The organism is Archangium violaceum Cb vi76 (genome assembly GCF_000733295.1).
GTDB lineage: Bacteria > Myxococcota > Myxococcia > Myxococcales > Myxococcaceae > Archangium > Archangium violaceum.
Window position 1 is genome coordinate 233,301 of sequence record NZ_JPMI01000233.1, and the last position, 17,279, is coordinate 250,579.

At 69.3% G+C, this 17,279-nt stretch carries 14 protein-coding genes and 1 pseudogene; 11 read left to right on the forward strand and 4 right to left on the reverse strand.

Annotated features, from left to right (window positions below; all coding sequences use genetic code 11):
* Window positions 1-77: 77 nt before the first annotated feature.
* Window positions 78-665, forward strand: coding sequence for an RNA polymerase sigma factor (locus tag Q664_RS32635; protein ID WP_043404325.1), 588 nt, complete (start codon window positions 78-80; stop codon window positions 663-665).
* A 9-nt stretch (window positions 666-674) separates the two neighbouring features.
* Here the strand turns inward: Q664_RS32635 and Q664_RS32640 are convergent, their stop codons facing one another.
* On the reverse strand, window positions 675-1,424 hold the full coding sequence (locus Q664_RS32640) for a DUF2652 domain-containing protein (RefSeq protein WP_043404328.1): 750 nt from the start codon (window positions 1,422-1,424) through the stop codon (window positions 675-677).
* 194 nt (window positions 1,425-1,618) lie between these two features.
* Between Q664_RS32640 and Q664_RS32645 the strand changes: the two genes are divergently transcribed.
* The 4 genes from Q664_RS32645 to Q664_RS61400 all read left to right on the forward strand — a co-directional run bounded on the left by Q664_RS32645 (window position 1,619) and on the right by Q664_RS61400 (window position 7,479).
* Window positions 1,619-4,102, forward strand: coding sequence for a heavy metal translocating P-type ATPase (locus Q664_RS32645; protein WP_043404331.1), 2,484 nt, complete (start codon window positions 1,619-1,621; stop codon window positions 4,100-4,102).
* Window positions 4,103-4,260: 158 nt separating this feature from the next.
* The gene (locus tag Q664_RS32650) at window positions 4,261-5,556 is read left to right on the forward strand and encodes a cytochrome-c peroxidase (protein ID WP_235216963.1); all 1,296 of its coding nucleotides are present in this window, start codon (window positions 4,261-4,263) and stop codon (window positions 5,554-5,556) included.
* Window positions 5,557-5,570: 14 nt separating this feature from the next.
* Window positions 5,571-6,689, forward strand: a complete 1,119-nt coding sequence (locus Q664_RS32655; protein WP_043404334.1) for a metallophosphoesterase family protein — start codon at window positions 5,571-5,573, stop codon at window positions 6,687-6,689.
* Between the two features lie 22 nt (window positions 6,690-6,711).
* The gene (locus tag Q664_RS61400) at window positions 6,712-7,479 is read left to right on the forward strand and encodes a c-type cytochrome (RefSeq protein ID WP_235216964.1); all 768 of its coding nucleotides are present in this window, start codon (window positions 6,712-6,714) and stop codon (window positions 7,477-7,479) included.
* Window positions 7,480-7,500: 21 nt separating this feature from the next.
* On the opposite strand, the gene Q664_RS32665 is transcribed toward Q664_RS61400, so the two are convergent.
* Window positions 7,501-8,148 carry a M12 family metallopeptidase gene (locus tag Q664_RS32665; protein ID WP_052518955.1) on the reverse strand — a complete coding sequence of 216 codons (648 nt, stop codon included), beginning with the start codon at window positions 8,146-8,148 and terminating at the stop codon, window positions 7,501-7,503.
* A gap of 185 nt (window positions 8,149-8,333) precedes the next feature.
* On the opposite strand from Q664_RS32665, the gene Q664_RS32670 reads away from it, so the two are divergent.
* The 3 genes from Q664_RS32670 (at window position 8,334) to Q664_RS32680 (ending at window position 11,616) form a co-directional block, all read left to right on the forward strand.
* Entirely contained in the window at window positions 8,334-9,659 is a 1,326-nt protein-coding gene (locus tag Q664_RS32670) for a hypothetical protein (protein WP_052518956.1), read from the forward strand.
* A gap of 95 nt (window positions 9,660-9,754) precedes the next feature.
* Complete coding sequence (locus tag Q664_RS32675; protein WP_043404337.1) at window positions 9,755-10,966, forward strand: hypothetical protein; 1,212 nt, start codon at window positions 9,755-9,757, stop codon at window positions 10,964-10,966.
* Window positions 10,967-10,989: 23 nt separating this feature from the next.
* The gene (locus tag Q664_RS32680) at window positions 10,990-11,616 is read left to right on the forward strand and encodes an MXAN_6652 family MXYO-CTERM-anchored protein (protein ID WP_043404340.1); all 627 of its coding nucleotides are present in this window, start codon (window positions 10,990-10,992) and stop codon (window positions 11,614-11,616) included.
* A 69-nt stretch (window positions 11,617-11,685) separates the two neighbouring features.
* Here the strand turns inward: Q664_RS32680 and mxcK are convergent, their stop codons facing one another.
* A complete protein-coding gene (mxcK, locus tag Q664_RS32685; protein WP_043404343.1) occupies window positions 11,686-12,909 on the reverse strand; it encodes a myxochelin export MFS transporter MxcK in 1,224 nt (407 codons plus the stop codon).
* Window positions 12,910-13,045: 136 nt separating this feature from the next.
* Between mxcK and Q664_RS32690 the strand changes: the two genes are divergently transcribed.
* Together Q664_RS32690 and Q664_RS32695 are read left to right on the forward strand one after the other, a co-directional pair.
* Window positions 13,046-14,128 carry an aromatic ring-hydroxylating oxygenase subunit alpha gene (locus Q664_RS32690; RefSeq protein WP_043404346.1) on the forward strand — a complete coding sequence of 361 codons (1,083 nt, stop codon included), beginning with the start codon at window positions 13,046-13,048 and terminating at the stop codon, window positions 14,126-14,128.
* A 122-nt stretch (window positions 14,129-14,250) separates the two neighbouring features.
* Entirely contained in the window at window positions 14,251-14,853 is a 603-nt protein-coding gene (locus Q664_RS32695; RefSeq protein WP_043404348.1) for a DUF2378 family protein, read from the forward strand.
* Window positions 14,854-14,874: 21 nt separating this feature from the next.
* Here the strand turns inward: Q664_RS32695 and Q664_RS32700 are convergent, their stop codons facing one another.
* The gene (locus Q664_RS32700) at window positions 14,875-16,110 is read right to left on the reverse strand and encodes a hypothetical protein (RefSeq protein ID WP_052518957.1); all 1,236 of its coding nucleotides are present in this window, start codon (window positions 16,108-16,110) and stop codon (window positions 14,875-14,877) included.
* Between the two features lie 502 nt (window positions 16,111-16,612).
* Between Q664_RS32700 and Q664_RS52970 the strand changes: the two are divergent.
* A pseudogene (locus tag Q664_RS52970) lies at window positions 16,613-17,279 on the forward strand (RCC1 repeat-containing protein); the annotation flags it as partial.

Sequence of the window (17,279 nt, forward strand, 5' to 3'; positions counted from 1 at the left end):
GTGTTTTCGGGGAGTGGCTCGGGTAGTAGAGGAGAATGGGGGCGTGAGGTGCGCACCCGGTGACTCCGAGGCACGGCATGCGGGAAGGCAACGGTGAGGGGGCGCTGAGTCCAGCGGTGGTGGAGTCGCTGGTGGGGAACCACCGGCGCTTCTTGAGTTTCCTCGAGCGGCGGGTGGGCAGCCGGGCCCAGGCCGAGGAGCTCCTCCAGTCCGCCTATGTGCGCACGTTGGAGAAGGGGGGGGAGCTGGAGGAGGGAGAGGGCGCGGTCGCCTGGTTCTACCGGTTGTTGCGCAACGCGCTCGTGGACCACTACCGCCGGCAGGGCGCCGAGGGCCGGGCACTGGAGCGCGAGGCGCGCGCGGCCTCCGAGCTGGGGCCGGATCCCGAGCTGACCCAGACGGTCTGTGCGTGCATCCATGACCTGCTGCCCGCGTTGAAGCCCGAGTACGCGGAGATGGTGCGTCAGGTGGACCTGGAGGGGCGCGGGGTGCCCGAGGTGGCCCGGGAAGCGGGCATCACCGCGAACAACGCCGGGGTGAGGCTGCACCGGGCGCGGCAGGCCCTCAAGAAGCAACTGGAGCGCAGCTGCGGCACCTGCGCGGCGCACGGGTGCCTGGACTGCACGTGCGGCAAGCCGGGTGGGGGCTGCGAGCCGTCCGCGTGACGGTGGGCGTCAGGGCTGGAGGGCGCCGGCGACGCGCTCGCTCCCCAGGTCGAAGTTGCGGAAGCCGGTGCAGGGCTGCTTGAGCTTCAGCATGTACGGCAGCGAGCGCCACGTCATCCGCGTCCAGGCCACCACGCGCCTCAGGGCGGACGGCTGGAGCGACAGGGCGGGCATCGGCTCCAGTACATCCAGGGGCACGTAGCGCAGCGTGTACTGGCCCAGGCCCTCGAGCTCCTCCTGGAGGGATAGGGCCTGCTCCCTCAGCCCGGGTGCGAGCTGACGGGCCAGCGTCTCCGTCATCAGCACGTACTCGCGGATGGGGACCGAGTTCTTCAGCATCCGGTGGACGACGATGACGTCCACGCCGCCCAGCTCGGTGAAGCGCTTCACCCGCTGGAAGGCGACCTCACCCTGGTGCACGACGAACTTGAGGGTGAGCTGCTCCACCTGGGTGCATCCCTCGCAGGTGCAGGTGCGGTCGATGCGCAGCAGCTCCTTGCGGCGCTCGAAGGCCGCTCGGATGGCGGTGACCACGGGGGTCACGTCCATCCGGGCGTCCTCGGACAGCGGGGCGTAGAAGAAGGCCGCGTCGCCCTCGAGCTTGGCCAGCTCGAGCGGCGAGGCCGCGCCGTCGATCACCGCCTCCAGCAGCTGGCTCACCATGTCATGGGCATGGGCCAGGTTGATGGCGTGCGTCTTGAGGAAGCGCGTGTATCCGCCGATATCCGCGATGAGGAGCAGGGCGCGCCGGATGGCCATGGTGGTATCAGGTCGGTATCAATGGAGGGGGGCGGAGAATGGCACGGTCGGCGAGCCGGGAGCCAGCCGCAAGCCGCCCGCTTGACGGGCAGGGGGGCGCGGTGATTCTCCCCTCCGAACCAGGGCACGGGGCGTGCCCACTGTAAGAGTCTGGCGGGCGCTCCGTCAGCCCGGGTGAAAGGACGAACCCCCCAATGGCCCACGAGCACACCCACTCGCACGATTCCCACGCCGCCCACCCCGCGGGTCCCCCTTCCCAGAGCGAGGGCAAGGTGCTGGACCCGGTCTGCGGAATGACGGTCGACCCGGCGACCGCCAAGGGAGGCAGCCACGTCCACGAGGGCGCGACGTACTTCTTCTGCAACCCGAAGTGCCGGGAGCGCTTCGCCGCCGAGCCCCAGAAGTACCTCGAGGCGAAGGGTGAGCCCGAGCCGGTGGAGGCCCCTCCGGGCACGATGTGGATCTGCCCGATGGACCCCGAGGTCCGTCAGGACCACCCCGGTGCCTGCCCCCTGTGTGGCATGGCCCTGGAGCCCGAGCAGCCGGTGATGCTGACGGCGCGCACCGAGTGGGTGTGCCCCATGCACCCGGAAATCGTACGGAACGAGCCGGGTGCCTGCCCCATCTGCGGCATGGCCCTGGAGCCGCGCACGGTGCTGCCCGAGGAGCAGCCGGACCCCGAGCTGCTGAGCATGACGCGGCGGTTCCGGGTGGGCGTCGTCCTCACGCTGCCCCTGCTGTTCCTCGGCATGTCCGAGATGATTCCCGGCCAGCCGGTGCAGCACGCCCTGTCGCCACGGTGGCTGGCGTGGATACAACTCGTGCTGGCGAGCCCGGTGGTGCTCTGGGGCGGCTGGCCCTTCTTCGAGCGCGGTTGGGCGTCGGTGAAGAACCGGCATCTCAACATGTTCACCCTCATCGCCATCGGGACGGGGGCGGCGTACCTCTTCAGCGTCTTCGCCACGCTGGCCCCGGGCCTGTTGCCGCATGCCTTCACCGGCCATGGCGGCGCGGTGCCCGTCTATTACGAGGCGGCGGCCACCATCGTCACGCTGGTGCTGCTCGGTCAGGTGCTGGAACTGCGAGCCCGCCACGCGACCTCGGGGGCCCTGCGCGCGTTGCTCAGCCTCGCCCCGGCCGTGGCCCGGCGCATCCGCGAGGACGGCCGCGAGGAGGACGTCTCCCTCGAGCAGGTGAAGGCCGGAGACTCGCTGCGTGTGCGCCCGGGCGAGAAGGTACCGGTGGACGGCGTGGTGCTGGAGGGCGAGAGCGCGGTGGACGAGTCCATGGTGACGGGTGAGTCCATTCCGGTGGAGAAGGCGCCAGGGGCCCGTGTCACGGGTGGCACCGTCAATGGCACGGGCAGCCTGGTGATGAGGGCCGAGCGGGTGGGGAAGGACACGCTGCTGGCGCGCATCGTCCAGCGGGTGAGCGAGGCCCAGCGCTCGCGCGCGCCCATCCAGCGGCTGGCGGACAAGGTGGCCGCGGTGTTCGTCCCGGCGGTCATCGCGGTGTCGGTGCTCACCTTCCTCGTCTGGGCCTTCCTCGGGCCCGAGCCGCGGTTGGCGCACGCGCTGGTGAACGCGGTGGCGGTGCTCATCATCGCCTGCCCGTGCGCGCTGGGTCTGGCCACGCCCATGTCCGTGGTGGTGGGGACGGGCAAGGGCGCCGGGGTGGGCGTACTCATCCGCGACGCCGAGGCGCTGGAGTTGCTGGAGAAGGTGGACACCCTGGTGGTGGACAAGACGGGCACGCTGACGGAGGGCAAGCCGAAGCTGGTGTCGGTGGTGGCGGTGGAGGGAATGGACGAGGCGCGGCTGCTGCACCTGGCGGCGAGCCTGGAGCGGGGCAGCGAGCACCCGTTGGCGGCGGCGGTGGTGGCGGGGGCCGAGGCGCGTGGGGCGGTCCTGTCGGCGGCGCGAGACTTCCGCTCCGTGACGGGCAAGGGAGTGACGGGGCGTGTGGACGGTGCCGGGGTGGCGCTCGGCAACGTGGCGCTGCTGGAGTCGCTGGGCGTGGAAGCGGAGGCGCTGCGGCCTCGCGCGGAGGCGCTGCGGCGCGAGGGGCAGACGGTGATGTACGTGGCGGTGGAGGGCAGGCCGGCGGGGCTGCTCGGGGTGGCGGACCCCATCAAGGCCACCACGGCCGAGGCCCTGGCCACGCTGCACCACGAGGGCGTGCGGGTGGTGATGCTCACGGGCGACAGCCGCACCACGGCCGAGGCGGTGGCGCGCCAGTTGGGCATCGACGAGGTGGTGGCGGAGGTGCTGCCCGAGGGCAAGGGAGACGTGGTGAAGCGGCTGCAGGCCGAAGGCCGCACGGTGGCGATGGCGGGAGACGGGGTGAACGACGCGCCGGCGCTGGCGCAGGCGGACGTGGGCATCGCGATGGGGACGGGGACGGACATCGCCATGGAGAGCGCGTCGGTGACGCTGGTGAAGGGAGACTTGAGAGGGATTGCCCGGGCGCGGCGGCTGAGCCGGGGCACGCTGCGCAACATCCGGCAGAACCTCTTCTTCGCCTTCGTCTACAACACGCTGGGGGTGCCCATCGCGGCGGGCGTGCTGTACCCCTTCTTCGGGTGGCTGCTGAGCCCCATGCTCGCGGCGGCGGCGATGAGCCTCTCGTCGGTGTCGGTCATCGGCAACGCGCTGCGTCTGCGGAAGCTGAAGCTGTGACGTGTCGCCTCGCTGACAACACCAAACACTGAACATCGCTCTCGTTCCGTGATTGGAGCGTTCGCGTCCCGGGTTTATTGCTTCGAGCCGTGCCGGCGGTGCGCGAGACACGCGCGATTGGAGGGACGACGATGAGGCCCGGGGCCCGTGTTTCCTGGATGCTCGCTGCCCTGCTGTACGCCGGGGCGGCTTCCGCGGAGGGCCCTCCCCAGGGGGCTCCACCTCCGAAGCTGCCTCCCGGCGTCTCCGCCATCCTCTGGAAGATCTCCGTGCCTCCCGGCAAGGAGCCCACGCCGGAGAAGGTGGCCCTGGGCGAGAAGCTCTTCCTCGACAAGCGGCTGTCGCTCGACGACTCCGTCTCCTGTTCCACCTGCCATGACCCGGACAAGGGCTTCGTGGACGGCAAGCCCGTCTCCGAGGGCGTCGAGAAGCGCAAGGGCATGCGCAACAGCCCCACCGTCCTCAATGCCATGTTCAACGCCACCCAGTTCTGGGATGGGCGCGCTCCCACGCTCGAGGATCAGGCGAAGCTGCCCATCCTCAACCCGGTGGAGATGGCCATGCCCTCGCCCGAGGCGGTGGTGGCCAAGGTGCGCGGCATCCCCGAGTACGCCGCGGAGTTCAAGCGCGTCTTCGGGCGCGAGGTGAACTTCGACGACCTGGCCTCCGCCATCGCCGCCTTCGAGCGCACCCAGTTCTCCGGCAGCGCGCCCTTCGATCGATTCCTCCTCCAGGGGGACGGCAAGGCCCTGGACGCCTCGGCGAAGCGCGGCTGGGCGCTCTTCAACGGCAAGGCCCGCTGCAACGAGTGCCACGCGGCCAACGCCACCTCGCCGCTGTTCTCGGACCAGAAGTTCCACAACATCGGCATCGCGGCGCACAAGCAGGACTTCGTGAAGCTCGCCCAGCAGGGCCTGCGCGTGGTGCGCACCGGGGACGAGAAGCAGATCGACGAGCTGGCGCTGCAGACGGAGTTCTCCGAGCTGGGCCGCTTCCTGGTGACGAAGCAGGACAACGACGTGGGCAGCTTCAAGACGCCCACGCTGCGCAACGTGGGCATCACCGCGCCCTACATGCACGACGGCTCCCTGGCCACGCTGTGGGACGTGATGGACCACTACAACAAGGGCGGCATCGCCAATCCCTTCCTGGACGGCGGCATGCAGCGGCTCGGCCTCACCGAGGCGGAGATCGACGACGTGGTGGCCTTCCTCTTCACCCTCACGGACGAGCGCTTCGCGAAGCTCAACGCCAAGGAACTCGCGAAACAGCGAGGGCGCAAGAACGTGCGCCCGGAGCGGGACACCGCGGTGGCCATGGGCAAGAAGGGCAGCCTGGGGGACATCGGCTTCAGCCCGAACGTCCAGGTGAAGAACCCGGCGGACATCGGCGTGTACGGCGGCGAGGCGTCGGAAGGCAAGACGGCGGACAAGGCGAAGGCACCGGCGAAGTAGGAGGCGCACGGCCCATGGGCAAGGGATACAAGAGCATCGAGACGAAGTACTACGAGGAGCGCGCCGCCTTCTTCGACGAGCTGGGGAAGCTGGACCGCCGCGCCTTCCTGCGCGTGGCGGGCATCTCCGCCGGCATCGCCGCGGGAATGGGGCTGGTGACGCCGCAGAGCTTCCAGCTCGTCCGCGTCGCCGAGGCGCAGGGCTCCAAGCAGCGCTTCAGCTTCGCGTACATCTCGGACACGCACCTCTACAAGAAGGAGCTCAATGACCGCTTCGTGCGCTCCATCCTGCGCGCGGTGGACGACGTCAACGCGTTGGATCCCCAGCCGGACTTCGTCCTCTTCGGCGGAGACCTGGCGCAGCTCGGCCAGGCCGAGGAGCTGAAGCTGGGCGCGGAGATCCTCAAGGCCGTCAAGGCGCCCGTGAAGATGATGGTGGGCGAGCACGACTGGTTCCTCGACATGGGCGAGAAGTGGCGCGAGCTGTTCGGCGCGCCCACCTACTCGTTCGACCACAAGGGCGTGCACTTCGTGGTGCTCAACTCCATCCTGGAGAAGGACTTCTGGACGGAGCGCGGCTATACGCCCATGGAGCGCATGAAGGTCGTCGCGGGCCTGGACAACGCCATCCAGTCCCGCTTCGAGGTGGGTGCCGAGCAGCGCAAGTGGCTCGAGCAGGACCTGGCCAAGGTGGACAAGAAGACGCCCCTCATCGTCTTCAGCCACTCGCCGCTCTACAAGTACTACCGGCCGTGGAACTTCTGGACGGACGACGCGGACGAGGTGCAGGCCCTGCTGCGCCCCTTCAACCAGGTCACCGTCATCCACGGGCACACGCACCAGGTGCTCACCCACCGGATCGGCAACATCGACTTCCACGGGATGCTGTCCACCGCGTGGCCGTGGCCCTACGCGCCCGAGGGCCTGCCCTCGCTCACCGTGCAGATGAACCGGCCGGACCCCTTCAGCAACTTCGATGGCATGGGCACCGGAAGGGTGGACGTGCTGGAGGCCGGCGCCGTCGACAAGCTGTACCGGCTGTGGGACCGCGCTCCCATGAACGTGCGCGCCAGCTACCTCGCGTCCAACGGGAAGAAGGACGCGCCCCCCCGCCCCAAGCTGCCCAGCTACTAGCGAGTACCCCCGAGAGGAAGCCATGACCTACCGGAAGAAGCTCCTCACCGGCCTGTGCGCGCTGCTGTCTGGAGTGGGCGGCGCGGCCCTGGCCACCGACTCCGCCCCCGGCGAGCGTCCCCGCCACGAGCTGCCGCCCTCCAAGGACGGAAACCTCGTGCTCGGCCTGTGTGATGGCGAGACGTCCCTGGAAGTGAAGGGCGTGAAGGAGGGTGAGCCGCTGTCGCGCGCCCAGGCGTTGGAGGTGACGTCGCAGCTGATGCAGGAGTGGCGCCGCAAGAACCCGGACGCGCGCTGGGACGTGGTGGCCCAGGCGCCCACGCCACCGCCCTCGCCGCGGAAGCCCTCCGCCGGCAAGTCCAACCAGGCGGAAGGCCCCACCGCGTCCTCGGGCGCCGCGGGCATGGCGGGGAAGAAGGACGCCAACGTCCAGACGGGCCACACCTATGGCGCCTTCAGCGAGCGGGACGAGGCGCTCTGGGCCGCCTCCACGCAGGCCTTCGTGGAGGAGGGCAACCGGGTGTTCCACGACGCGGATGCGCTCGGGAGCAAGGTGGCGGTGTCCTGTGACATGTGCCACCCGGACGCGGCCAACACGCACCCGGAGACGTACCCGAAGTACCAGGTCCAGTTCGGCCGCGTGGCGCTGCTGCGCGACATGATCAACTGGTGCATCGAGAACCCGGTGCGCGGCAAGCCCCTGGCGGACGATGACCCGAAGATGAAGGCGATGGAGGCCTACATCTACTCGAAGCGCAAGGGCGTGCCGCTCGAGTTCGGCAAGCACTGAGGGCGCGGCTCCACGGGTCACTCAGCGGCGGGCGTAGAGCAGGGCGACCGCCTCGATGGAGCCGCCGTCCACGCGTCCCTCCGAGACGCGGACCTGCTCGTGTCCCAGGCCGATGGCGTGGCCGATGGCGTGCAGGATGTCGTCCTGGCCGGAGGCGTCGGCGAGCGTGAGGGGCTGCTCGCCGCCGGCCCGTCCCACGTAGGAGCGGCAGTCCTCCCCACGGGTGAAGGCCACGTAGTGCGGGTAGCGCGAGGCGTTGTCCCGCGTCCGCTCGACGAAGCGGATTCCCGTGCGCTGCTGCCACTGCTGAAGGGCGGCGGTGACGCGCTCCGGGTGGGGCAGGTCCGGCGACACGGTGTAGGGGATGACGCCCTCGGCCCAGGCCTGGCGGATGGGGAGGATGCCCATGCCCTCCAGGCGTGACGAGGGACTCGTCCGGGCGGCAATCCGCTCCTCGGCCTTCTCCATCAACCGGGTGGGGCCCAGAAAGATGTCGCTCTCGAGGATGGCGAGGCCCCCATCATCGGTGTACCGCACCTCGAGGACCTGGCCGGAGGAGGCATCCCGCAGGTGGCCCGCGCGGACAGTGGAGGGCGCGGCGAAGGCACCTGTGGATAGGACGAGGCCCAGCGCGGAGACGGAGAGCGTTAGGAGGTTCTTCTTCGACATGGACAGCCCCTTGGATGGGTCCGGGTCCGAGGACCCACGCCAGGAAGAGGGCGTCCACGGCGGGATGTGATGGACGGGGGCTGGCGCGAGCGGCCGTCCACCCGCTCCCTCCAGGGGCTGACGGTGGAGCGTGTCCCTCCCACCGTGACGGGACGAGCACCAACCTCCCAGGGACGAGGTGGAATATGCGCACGTTGCTGCTCTCCCTGGGCGTGTTGCTGGCCTTTCCCGTTGGCGCACAAGAGGCGGAGCACGGGCACGAAGCTCACGGGTCGCCTCCGGCCCAGGGCGAGCATGGCACCGGGCACATGGGGCACGAGGCTCGTGAGGTCCAGTCGCTCCGGGACATTCCCCTGATGCGCCGGGGCTCGGGCACGTCCTGGCAGCCGGACCTCATCCCCCGGTCCATGTTGCACGGGCAGGTGGCGGGGTGGGGCCTCATGTTCCAGGGCCTGCTCTTTGGCGGCTACGACGTGCAGGGCGGGCCCCGGGGGGACAGTGCGTTCGTGGGAATCGGCTGGCTGATGCTCATGGCGAACCGGGAGCTGCCATCGGGGCAGCTCGTCGCGAGCGTCATGCTGAGCCCCGAGCCCTTCACCGCGGGCGCGAACGGTGGCTATCCGCTGCTGCTCCAGACGGGAGAGACCTGGCAGGACGAGCCGCTGCGGGACCGGCAGCACCCGCATGACCTCTTCATGGAGCTGGCGCTCTCGTACTCGCACTACTTCTCGGACACGTGGGGGCTGATGCTCTACGCGGCGCCCGCGGGCGAGCCGGCGCTGGGCCCCGTGGCCTTTCCGCACCGGGTGTCGGGCTGGTACGACCCGCTGGCCGTGTTGGGCCACCACTGGCAGGACGCCACGCACATCTCCTTCGGGGTGTTGACCGCGGGCATCCTCACGCCGAAGGCGAAGCTGGAGCTCTCCTGGTTCAACGGCCGCGAGCCCGACGAGGACCGCTACGACCTGGACCTGCGGGCCCCCGACTCGTTCTCCCTGCGGCTGTCGGCCAACCCCACGGCGCGGGTGAGCGCGCAGGTGTCCTACGGCTACCTGAAGGGTCCCGAGCTCCTCGAGCCGGAGGTGCCGGTGCACCGGCTCACCGCGTCGGCCACGTACCACGCGCCCTTCGGGAGCAACGGCTTCTGGGCGACCACGGCCGTCTTCGGCCGCAATATCGAGGGCGAGGAGGCACCCACCAACGCCTTCCTGCTGGAGAGCAGCCTGGACCTGGACGGGCACCACGTCGTCTTCGGGCGGGCGGAGTACGTCGAGAAGGCGGGGCACGACCTGGTACTCCCCGAGCCGCTGGAGCACTCCGTCTTCGACGTGGGCAACCTCGTGCTGGGCTACGTCTACAACCTCGGTCCCTTCGGGCCGGTGCGGCCCGGAGTGGGCGTGCGCGGCGCGCTGAACCTCGTGCCCGAGGGGCTCGCGTCCTTCTACGGCAGCCGCACCCCCGTGGGCGGCATGGTGTACGTCCGCCTCGCGCCGGCCGGAGCGCACCGCTGAGCTGATTCTTGACAGTACGCCTCCGGGGTCGTAACACGTGTTGAAAATGAGAACCATTCTCATTTTCAAATCCCCCCCGTAGAAAGGCCGTACGAATGAAGGGTTTCGTTTCGTTCCTCCCCTCGCGACTCGCCTCCGCGGCGCTCGTGCTTTCCCTGCTCGCAGGCTGTGAGGAGCCCACTCCCACCGAGCCCGGGCCGCTGTACGCCATCACCACGCAGCTGCTCGCCGCCGACGTTCCCAACAGCTACGTCATCGTGACGGACAAGGCGGAGCAGGCTGGAACGCTCTCCCTGGACAACGCCATCGAGGTGCCCGGCCGGGCGCTCGGCGTGGGCATTCCCAAGTCCGGTTCGCTCTATGTGGTGACCGACGAGAACGCGACGGTCGTCCGCTACACCCTCACGAGCAACGGCACCCTGGAGGAGTCGGGCCGCGTGAGCTTCGAGAGCAAGGGCCTGTCGTCGCTCGGGGAGTACCAGAACAACTTCCAGTTCATCTCGGAGACCAAGGCGTACTTCTTCGATGGCACCGTCCCGCAGGTCATCATCTGGAACCCCACCGCGATGACGGTCACGGGCAGCATCCCCCTGGACTCGCTGTCCATCCCGGACACGATCCTCTCCTTCTCGGGCGCTCCCGCGCGGGTCGAGAACCAGATCATCATGCCCGTGGGCTGGCGTCCGGAATCGGGCATGGGCATTACCCCGAAGGCGGCCGTCGTCTCCGTCGATACCCGGACCGACACGGCCATCGTCTCGACGGATGACCGGTGTGGCTACACGCATGACGCCGTCGTGGGACCGGACGGCAAGGTCTACATCGCGACGGAGGCCTACGGGGCGGCGGCGTACCGGGTGGTGGGGGTGGAGGAGGCGCCGGAGCCCTGCCTGCTCAAGTTCGATCCGCGGACGCACACCTTCGAGCCCTCCTTCTACAAGGATCTGGGCGAGCTGGTGGGTGGAGGCACGGCGGGTGCGCTCATCCCCGGTCCCCAGGGGACGGCCTACGTGCGCGTGCTCGACGAGACCCTGGCCCCCGTGTACGAGGGGACCCATCCCCGCACCGTGGCGAGCGGGACGGGCTGGCAGTGGTGGCAGCTGAAGCTCGACACCCTGACGGCGACCCGGGTGCCGGCCTTCCCGTCCACCACGGGCAGCGTGTTCCTCTATGAGTCGGAGAACCACGTCCTCTACTCGGAGTTCGCGGCGGGTGCCGCCTCGACGACGCTGCACGTGCTGGACGACAACGGCAGGTCCACCGTGAGCGTGCAGGGTCTGTCCTTCTCCTTCCTCCAGCTGCGCTAGCCACCTCCATCCCAGGAATTCCCATGCGTTTCGTTACTCATTCCGCGGGCATGGCCGTCGTCTGCCTGCTGTCGACTCCTGCCCTCGCCACCAGCACGGGCATCACGGGCCAGTCCGGCAAGGACGGGCTGACTTGCAACTCCTGCCACTCGGGCGGCACGGCGCCGACGGTCGAGTTCACCGGCCCCACCACGCTCGCGCCGGGCGCCACCGGCCAGTTCAGCTTCATCATCCGGGGAGGGCCCGCGAAGACGGGTGGCGTGGACCTCGCGGTGAATCAGTCGGACGCCGTCCTCCAGCCGGGCCCGGGGACGAAGAAGCTGGGCGCGGAGCTCGCCCACTCCGAGCCCAAGGCCTTCACGGGCAACGAGCTCCGCTTCGACTTCTCCCTCGTTGCCCCCGCCCGGGATGTCACCCTCACGATCTTCGGCGCTGGCAACTCCGCCGATGGGGACCGGGACAGCAGTGGCGACCGTGCCGCGTCCACGCGGTTGCAGGTGGTCGTGGGCAACGGCACGCCCGACCCGACCACGCCGGATGATGAGCCCGAGGAGGAGCCTCGTGGCGGCTGCTCCACGACGGGGAGCTCGTCCGTGTGGGCCCTCGCGCTGGCCGGGGCCTTCTGGCTTCCGCGCCGCCGTCGGAGCTGATGGGGTAGGGCCCCCGGAGCACCGGGTCTTCGCCGGGTGCTCCGGGGGCGGGTCCTCACGGGCGCGCGCTCAGGCTGGCGCCGCGGTCAGTGCCACGGCGCGCCGGGTGAGCGTCCAGAGGATGAAGAGGGCGCAGCCGGTGACTCCCACGGCGATCCATCCCACGAGACCAAAACCCACCAGCGCGCCGCCCGGTGCCACCGAGATGAGCAGCCCGCTCGCCCACGCCGCGAGCCCGGAGCCGCCATCGCTCGCGGCCATGTTCACCGCGAGGTAGCGGCCGCGCAGCGCGGGCGGCACCCGGGAGGCCACCAGGGCCACGGTGGGAATGACCCGGCCCGAGGTCAGGCCCATGAAGAGGACGAACACCCCCGCCACCACCGGCAGCGGCGAGGCGGACAGGTGCGAGAACACCAGGTACGGCACCGTGGTGCCGACGAGCAGGCCTCCCAGGACCCGCGCCGGGCCGTGGCGGTCCACGAGACGGCCGATGCCTCGCGCGCTCAGGAGCGAGGCCATGCCTCCGCACAGGTATATCCAGGACAGGTCCTGCATCCGCAGGCCCAGGTTCCCCACCATGAAGGGGCTCAGGTAGGGGATGAGCAGGAAGCCGGAGAACACCACGGCGAACGTCAACACCCAGCCCAGCGCCAGTTGGGGAGTCCAGAGGGAAGCGGGCACGGTGGCACCGGGCGCTTCACGGGTGGAGGACAGGTGGCGATCGATCGTGGGCAGGAGCACGAGCAGCCCCAGCCACGCTCCCGCGGCCAGCGCGCCAATGGCCCAGAACGGCGAGCGCCATCCCCACAGACTCGCGAGCCACAACCCCGAGGGCACCCCCGCCACCGCGCTCAGCCCGTACGACGCCATCACCGTCCCGATGGCCCGGCCCCGGCGCTCCACGGGGATGAGGTCCCCGATGATGGCCTGGATGACCGCGCTCATGAGCCCCGCGCAGGCCCCCGCCACCGTCCTCGCGACGAGCAGTCCGAGGTACCCGTCCGCGGCGCCGCACATCACCGTGGCGGCGATGAAGCCCGCGTACAGCGCCAGCAGCGTGCGCTTGCGGTCGAAGCGATCCAGCCACAACCCGCCGAACAGCCCCATCACCGCCGAGGCCAGCGTGTACGCCGACACCAGCACCCCGAAGCTCGCCGCCGAGATGCCGAACAGCCGCATGAACTCCGGCCCCAGCGGCATCACGATCATGAAGTCCATCATGTGGGTGAACTGCACGGCCGCCAGCAGCAAGAGCACCCAGCGCTCTCGCCCCAGGGGAGGGGTATCGGTCATGACTCGCTCCGGAAGACTCATCTTCTGAGTTGCTGATGAAAATGAGAATCAAATTCAAAAATTTTGGCGCACCCTAGATGGACCGGGCATGGAGGGCAAGCCCCTGGCCCGGGGGCACTCCGATAGAGTGGGGCGCATGTTTTCTTCTCGTGAGGAAGGGCGTGGCGCGGCCGCGCCGTCAGGACTCGTCTCGGTGGTCCGGCTCCCGCGGAGCTGGTTCATCCTCTGCACCTCGCGCGAGCTGGGCAGCAAGCCGCTCGCGCGCACGCTGCAGGGCACGCCGCTCGTCCTCTTCCGAGACGAGGCCGGCAAGCCCGCCGCGCTGGTGGATCGCTGCCCCCACCGCAACGTGCCCCTGTCCCTGGGGAAGGTGGTGGGCGGGCAGCTCCAGTGCGGCTACCACGGCTGGCGCTTCGACGCCGGGGGCCAGTGCCGCGCCATCCCGGGTCTCATGGGAGAGCCCGGCGCGAAGTCCCGCTGCGCCGCCTCGCACGCCACGCGCGAGCAGGACGGCTTCGTCTGGGTGTACTCCACCCCCGGCGTCGAGCCCACGAGCGAGCCCTACCGCTTCCCCCTGCTGGATGCCCACGGTTACAGCACCGTGCGCCGCCTCCTGCGCGCGAAGGGCTCGCTCCACTCCCTGCTGGAGAACACGCTGGATGTGCCCCACACGTCCTTCCTCCACGGCGGCCTGTTCCGCACCGAGAAGAAGAAGAATGAAATCGAGGTGGTGGTGCGCCGGGGCGCGGACCGGGTGGAGGCCGAGTACATCGGCGAGCCTCGTCCGGAGGGCCTCGCCGCGAGGTTGCTCGCGCCGGGGGGCGGCGTGGTGCAGCACTTCGACCGCTTCCTGCTGCCGTCCATCGCCCAGGTGGAGTACCGGCTCGGCGACGACAGCCACGTCATCATCACCTCGGCGATGACGCCCGCGGATGACTGGGACACGGTGGTGTACGCCGTCGTCACCTTCCGCATGCCGCTGCCGCACTGGCTGGTGAAGCCCTTCATCACCCCGGTGGCCCTGCACATCTTCGGGCAGGACGCCCGGATTCTGGAGCGCCAGACGGAGACCATCCGCCGCTTCGGCTCCGAGACGTTCGCCTCCACCGAGGTGGACGTGCTCGGCCCGCCCATCCTCCGCCTGCTGCGCCAGGCCGAGCGCGAGAAGGTGTCCACCTCGGCCGAGGTGCAGGAGACGCGGCTGAAGATGCAGGTGTGAACACGGCTCCTGCGTGCCACCGGACATTCCGGGACCTTCCGGGCTGACCGAATTTCCACCAGCACACAGAGCGCCCGGAGGGGGCATGGCCGGAAGTCGGGGGGAATTGTCACCCTGCGGGCATGTTCCCCACGCTGACCACCGAGAAACTCGTCTTCGCGCAGTCCGTGGATGCCCTCTTCGTGCGCGCGCTGGGACCGCACCTCACGCGGGATGGGCGGCGCCGGCTGAAGGACGTGGGGCTGGACTTGAACGAGCCGCTGCGGCCGGCCTACACGCTGGAGCTGTGGAAGGCCTTCCTGCGGGTGGCGGTGAGCGACGTCTTCCCGGCGGCCCCGCCGCAGGAGGCGTGGTGTGGCCTGGGCGAGCGCTACCTGCAGGGCTTCCGGCAGACGGCGCAGGGGCGGGCGAGCATGTCGCTGGTGACGCGGCTGGGGCCGAGGCACACGCTGGAGCGCGTGCCGCACAACGTGCGGGCGGGCAACAACTTCAACGAGGTGCGGGTGGAGGAGCTGGGCACGCACGCGGCCACGCTGTGGATGAAGGACGTGGCCGCGGACAACCCCTGCTTCGCCTGTGGCTTCCTCGCCGAGACGCTGCGCGCGGCGGGGGCGGGTGATATCTCCGTGCACCCGGTGGCCTTCGATGGCACGGCGGCCACCTTCCGGCTCGGCTGGACGCACGCCGCCACCCGGCCGGCCGCGGTGGGGCTGACGCGGCGCTGAGCGCGTCCGCCCCCGTGGCGCTCAGAGGTACGGCGTGGCGCTCACCGGGTTGCCCAGCGTGCTCTGGAGGTAGCTCTGCGCCGAGCTGCTCACCGTCCACCTCCAGGTCGTCGTGAAGAGTCCATACAGGTTGGCGTTGGCGGCCTGGCTGGCGGCGATGACGAAGTTGTCCACCGCGTCCTGGGTGGTGGTGGCATTGGGCCGGGCGGCCGCCTTGCGCCACAGCTGGTTGATGAAGGCGGAGCCGTGCACGCGGTGCAGCCGCAGGACGAAGGACGCGAAGAGGTCCGTGCCCTTCAGGTTGTACGAGTTGGTTGGCGCCGTCCCGGTCTTGAGCGTGTTGCTCCAGTTGAGGGACGAGTTGTTGCGGTAGGTGTCCACCAACCCCTGGACGGCCGAGCGCATGGTGGAGAAGGACGTCCCGCTGATGGGCGCTCCCTTCGCGCTCACCGAGGCGTAGTCCATGGCCAGGAAGCGCATCGCCACCGCATACCCCGTGGTGATGGAGCCCGTGTTGTCCGTGCCCTTGTACTCGAGCTTGTCTCCGTAGAACCAGAAGTTGCGCCCCAGCTCGTAGAAGGGCGTCTGGTCATATTGATCATTGAGCCGGGTGGCGTCGCAGATGGTGGTGAAGGTGGTGTCGCGGAACTCCACGCCATTGGAGCCAATGTATCCACAGGCGCTGAAGTTGGAGCCACACGCGCTCAGCGTTCCCGTGGGCAGCGCGGCCAGGACATCCCTCCCCTGGTAGGTGGTGGGCGTCCAGGCCTGGGGATCCTGGTTGGTGGCGGTCCGGTAGAAGGTGTACCCGGAGTCCATCGCGTCCACGAGCTTCATCACCGTGGCCGTGGGGCAGGTGCGATTGGCCGTCATCAGCGCGACCTTGGTGCCCCTCCACACGTACTCGGACAGGCTGCTGCCGTTCATGCTGCTATAGGTGGTGCGCAGCACGCAGTACCAGGAATAGGGGTCCGAGTAGTTGAGATAGTCCGCCGAGTCCCCGTTCGTGTGCTGCTGCCGGCACGCGGCGTTCAGATCCATGGGGTAGTTCGAGCCATTGAGCCGGCACGTCCAGCCAAAGGCGTTGGACTGCGTCAGCGTCGCGTAGGCGGCGGAGCCGTAGGTCTGCGCGCAATAGGCGTTCAGGTCGATGCTGGGCAGCGTCATCGCGGAAGCGGCGGCCGGTCCGAACAGGCCCAGCACGGCGAGCGCCGACAGCGCCCCCTTTCGAACGTGTCGATGGAGACGGAAGTTCATGTGTTTCTCCGGTGTGTCTGGTTCAGGCATGTCGTTTATATCTGGTTTCATCTGGTTTCAATGGATTTCTCGGATGCGTCTGTTGAAAGGCGATGCCAACCCCAGGCTTCGAATCGAGCCCCTCCGTCCAGGTAAAGCCAATCGCCATGAACCCCCTCGTTCAGGGGGGTGTGGAGGGGGCGGACGCGCGGTACGGTGCCTCCGCGCGGAGGGCCGCGCCTGGAGGAATGGCTCCTTCTGTCTGCCTTTGCCATGGGCCTTCCGGCCCACGCTCATCGCGTGCCGTCTCTGTCTGGCTTCTCGCGCGTGCCCGCTGGCCCGGTGTGAGGCGTTGGGATGTTCCGTCCGCCGGGCCGACGCTTCCGGCACCCGGGCGGGGGCGTGTTTCCCGCCCTCGTCCAGGGATTTCGCTCATCTACGAGAATAAGGGTTTCTCCTGATAGGACGTGTTATGGTGGGGTGCGATTTTTCCACCCCCTGGCGCTGTGAGGAGGAGTCCCCCATGTCGCGTGAAGTCATCCGTTCCCGTTGGGCCCTGATGAGTGTGGGGCTGTTGATGGCCTGTGTGGACCCGGAGGCCATGCGGGCGCTGGCCGAGGAGCCGCTGGGCACGCTGGAGGCGCAGGTGTGCTCCGGGCTGAGCGTGACGTCGCTGACGATTGGAGGCATCAGCTCGTACGAGCACGAGGTGGCGGGCGGCGGCTCCTTCGCGGTGTCCTCCGGGGCCAACGCGGTGAAGCTGGAGTACACCCTGGGGGGCGTGCTCCAGGCGGTGGATGAGCGCACCGGGGCCTCGGGGTCCTGGTACTTCAGCGGCTCCATGGGCTGTGGGACGCAGACCTTCCAGGTGAAGGCCTGGCCCATGGTCATCGACAGCGCGGGCAACCGGACCACGTGCTACGCGACCTCGCGGGTGCTCACCCAGTCGGTGACGCAGCCATGCGGGATGATCACCGGAGGTGGCTCGCACTCGCTGGCGCTCAAGGACAACGGCACCGTCAGGGTCTGGGGCAACAACGCGGATGGCCGGCTGGGAGATGGCACCGGCACCACGCGCCTGACGCCGGTGACGCTCTCCAGTCTGAGCAACGTCAAGACCCTCGCCGCGGGTGGCGGACACTCGGTGGCGTTGAAGAATGACGGCACCGTCTGGACCTGGGGTCTCAACG

Excerpts from the sequence above, each read along its gene's own strand:
- Q664_RS32635 (WP_043404325.1), top strand. The coding sequence starts at position 78 with ATGCGGGAAGGCAACGGTGAGGGGGCGCTGAGTCCAGCGGTGGTGGAG.
- Q664_RS32640 (WP_043404328.1), bottom strand. The coding sequence starts at position 1,424 with ATGGCCATCCGGCGCGCCCTGCTCCTCATCGCGGATATCGGCGGATAC.
- Q664_RS32645 (WP_043404331.1), top strand. The coding sequence starts at position 1,619 with ATGGCCCACGAGCACACCCACTCGCACGATTCCCACGCCGCCCACCCC.
- Q664_RS32650 (WP_235216963.1), top strand. The coding sequence starts at position 4,261 with ATGCTCGCTGCCCTGCTGTACGCCGGGGCGGCTTCCGCGGAGGGCCCT.
- Q664_RS32655 (WP_043404334.1), top strand. The coding sequence starts at position 5,571 with ATGGGCAAGGGATACAAGAGCATCGAGACGAAGTACTACGAGGAGCGC.
- Q664_RS61400 (WP_235216964.1), top strand. The coding sequence starts at position 6,712 with ATGACCTACCGGAAGAAGCTCCTCACCGGCCTGTGCGCGCTGCTGTCT.
- Q664_RS32665 (WP_052518955.1), bottom strand. The coding sequence starts at position 8,148 with ATGTCGAAGAAGAACCTCCTAACGCTCTCCGTCTCCGCGCTGGGCCTC.
- Q664_RS32670 (WP_052518956.1), top strand. The coding sequence starts at position 8,334 with ATGCGCACGTTGCTGCTCTCCCTGGGCGTGTTGCTGGCCTTTCCCGTT.
- Q664_RS32675 (WP_043404337.1), top strand. The coding sequence starts at position 9,755 with ATGAAGGGTTTCGTTTCGTTCCTCCCCTCGCGACTCGCCTCCGCGGCG.
- Q664_RS32680 (WP_043404340.1), top strand. The coding sequence starts at position 10,990 with ATGCGTTTCGTTACTCATTCCGCGGGCATGGCCGTCGTCTGCCTGCTG.
- mxcK (WP_043404343.1), bottom strand. The coding sequence starts at position 12,909 with ATGACCGATACCCCTCCCCTGGGGCGAGAGCGCTGGGTGCTCTTGCTG.
- Q664_RS32690 (WP_043404346.1), top strand. The coding sequence starts at position 13,046 with ATGTTTTCTTCTCGTGAGGAAGGGCGTGGCGCGGCCGCGCCGTCAGGA.
- Q664_RS32695 (WP_043404348.1), top strand. The coding sequence starts at position 14,251 with ATGTTCCCCACGCTGACCACCGAGAAACTCGTCTTCGCGCAGTCCGTG.
- Q664_RS32700 (WP_052518957.1), bottom strand. The coding sequence starts at position 16,110 with ATGAACTTCCGTCTCCATCGACACGTTCGAAAGGGGGCGCTGTCGGCG.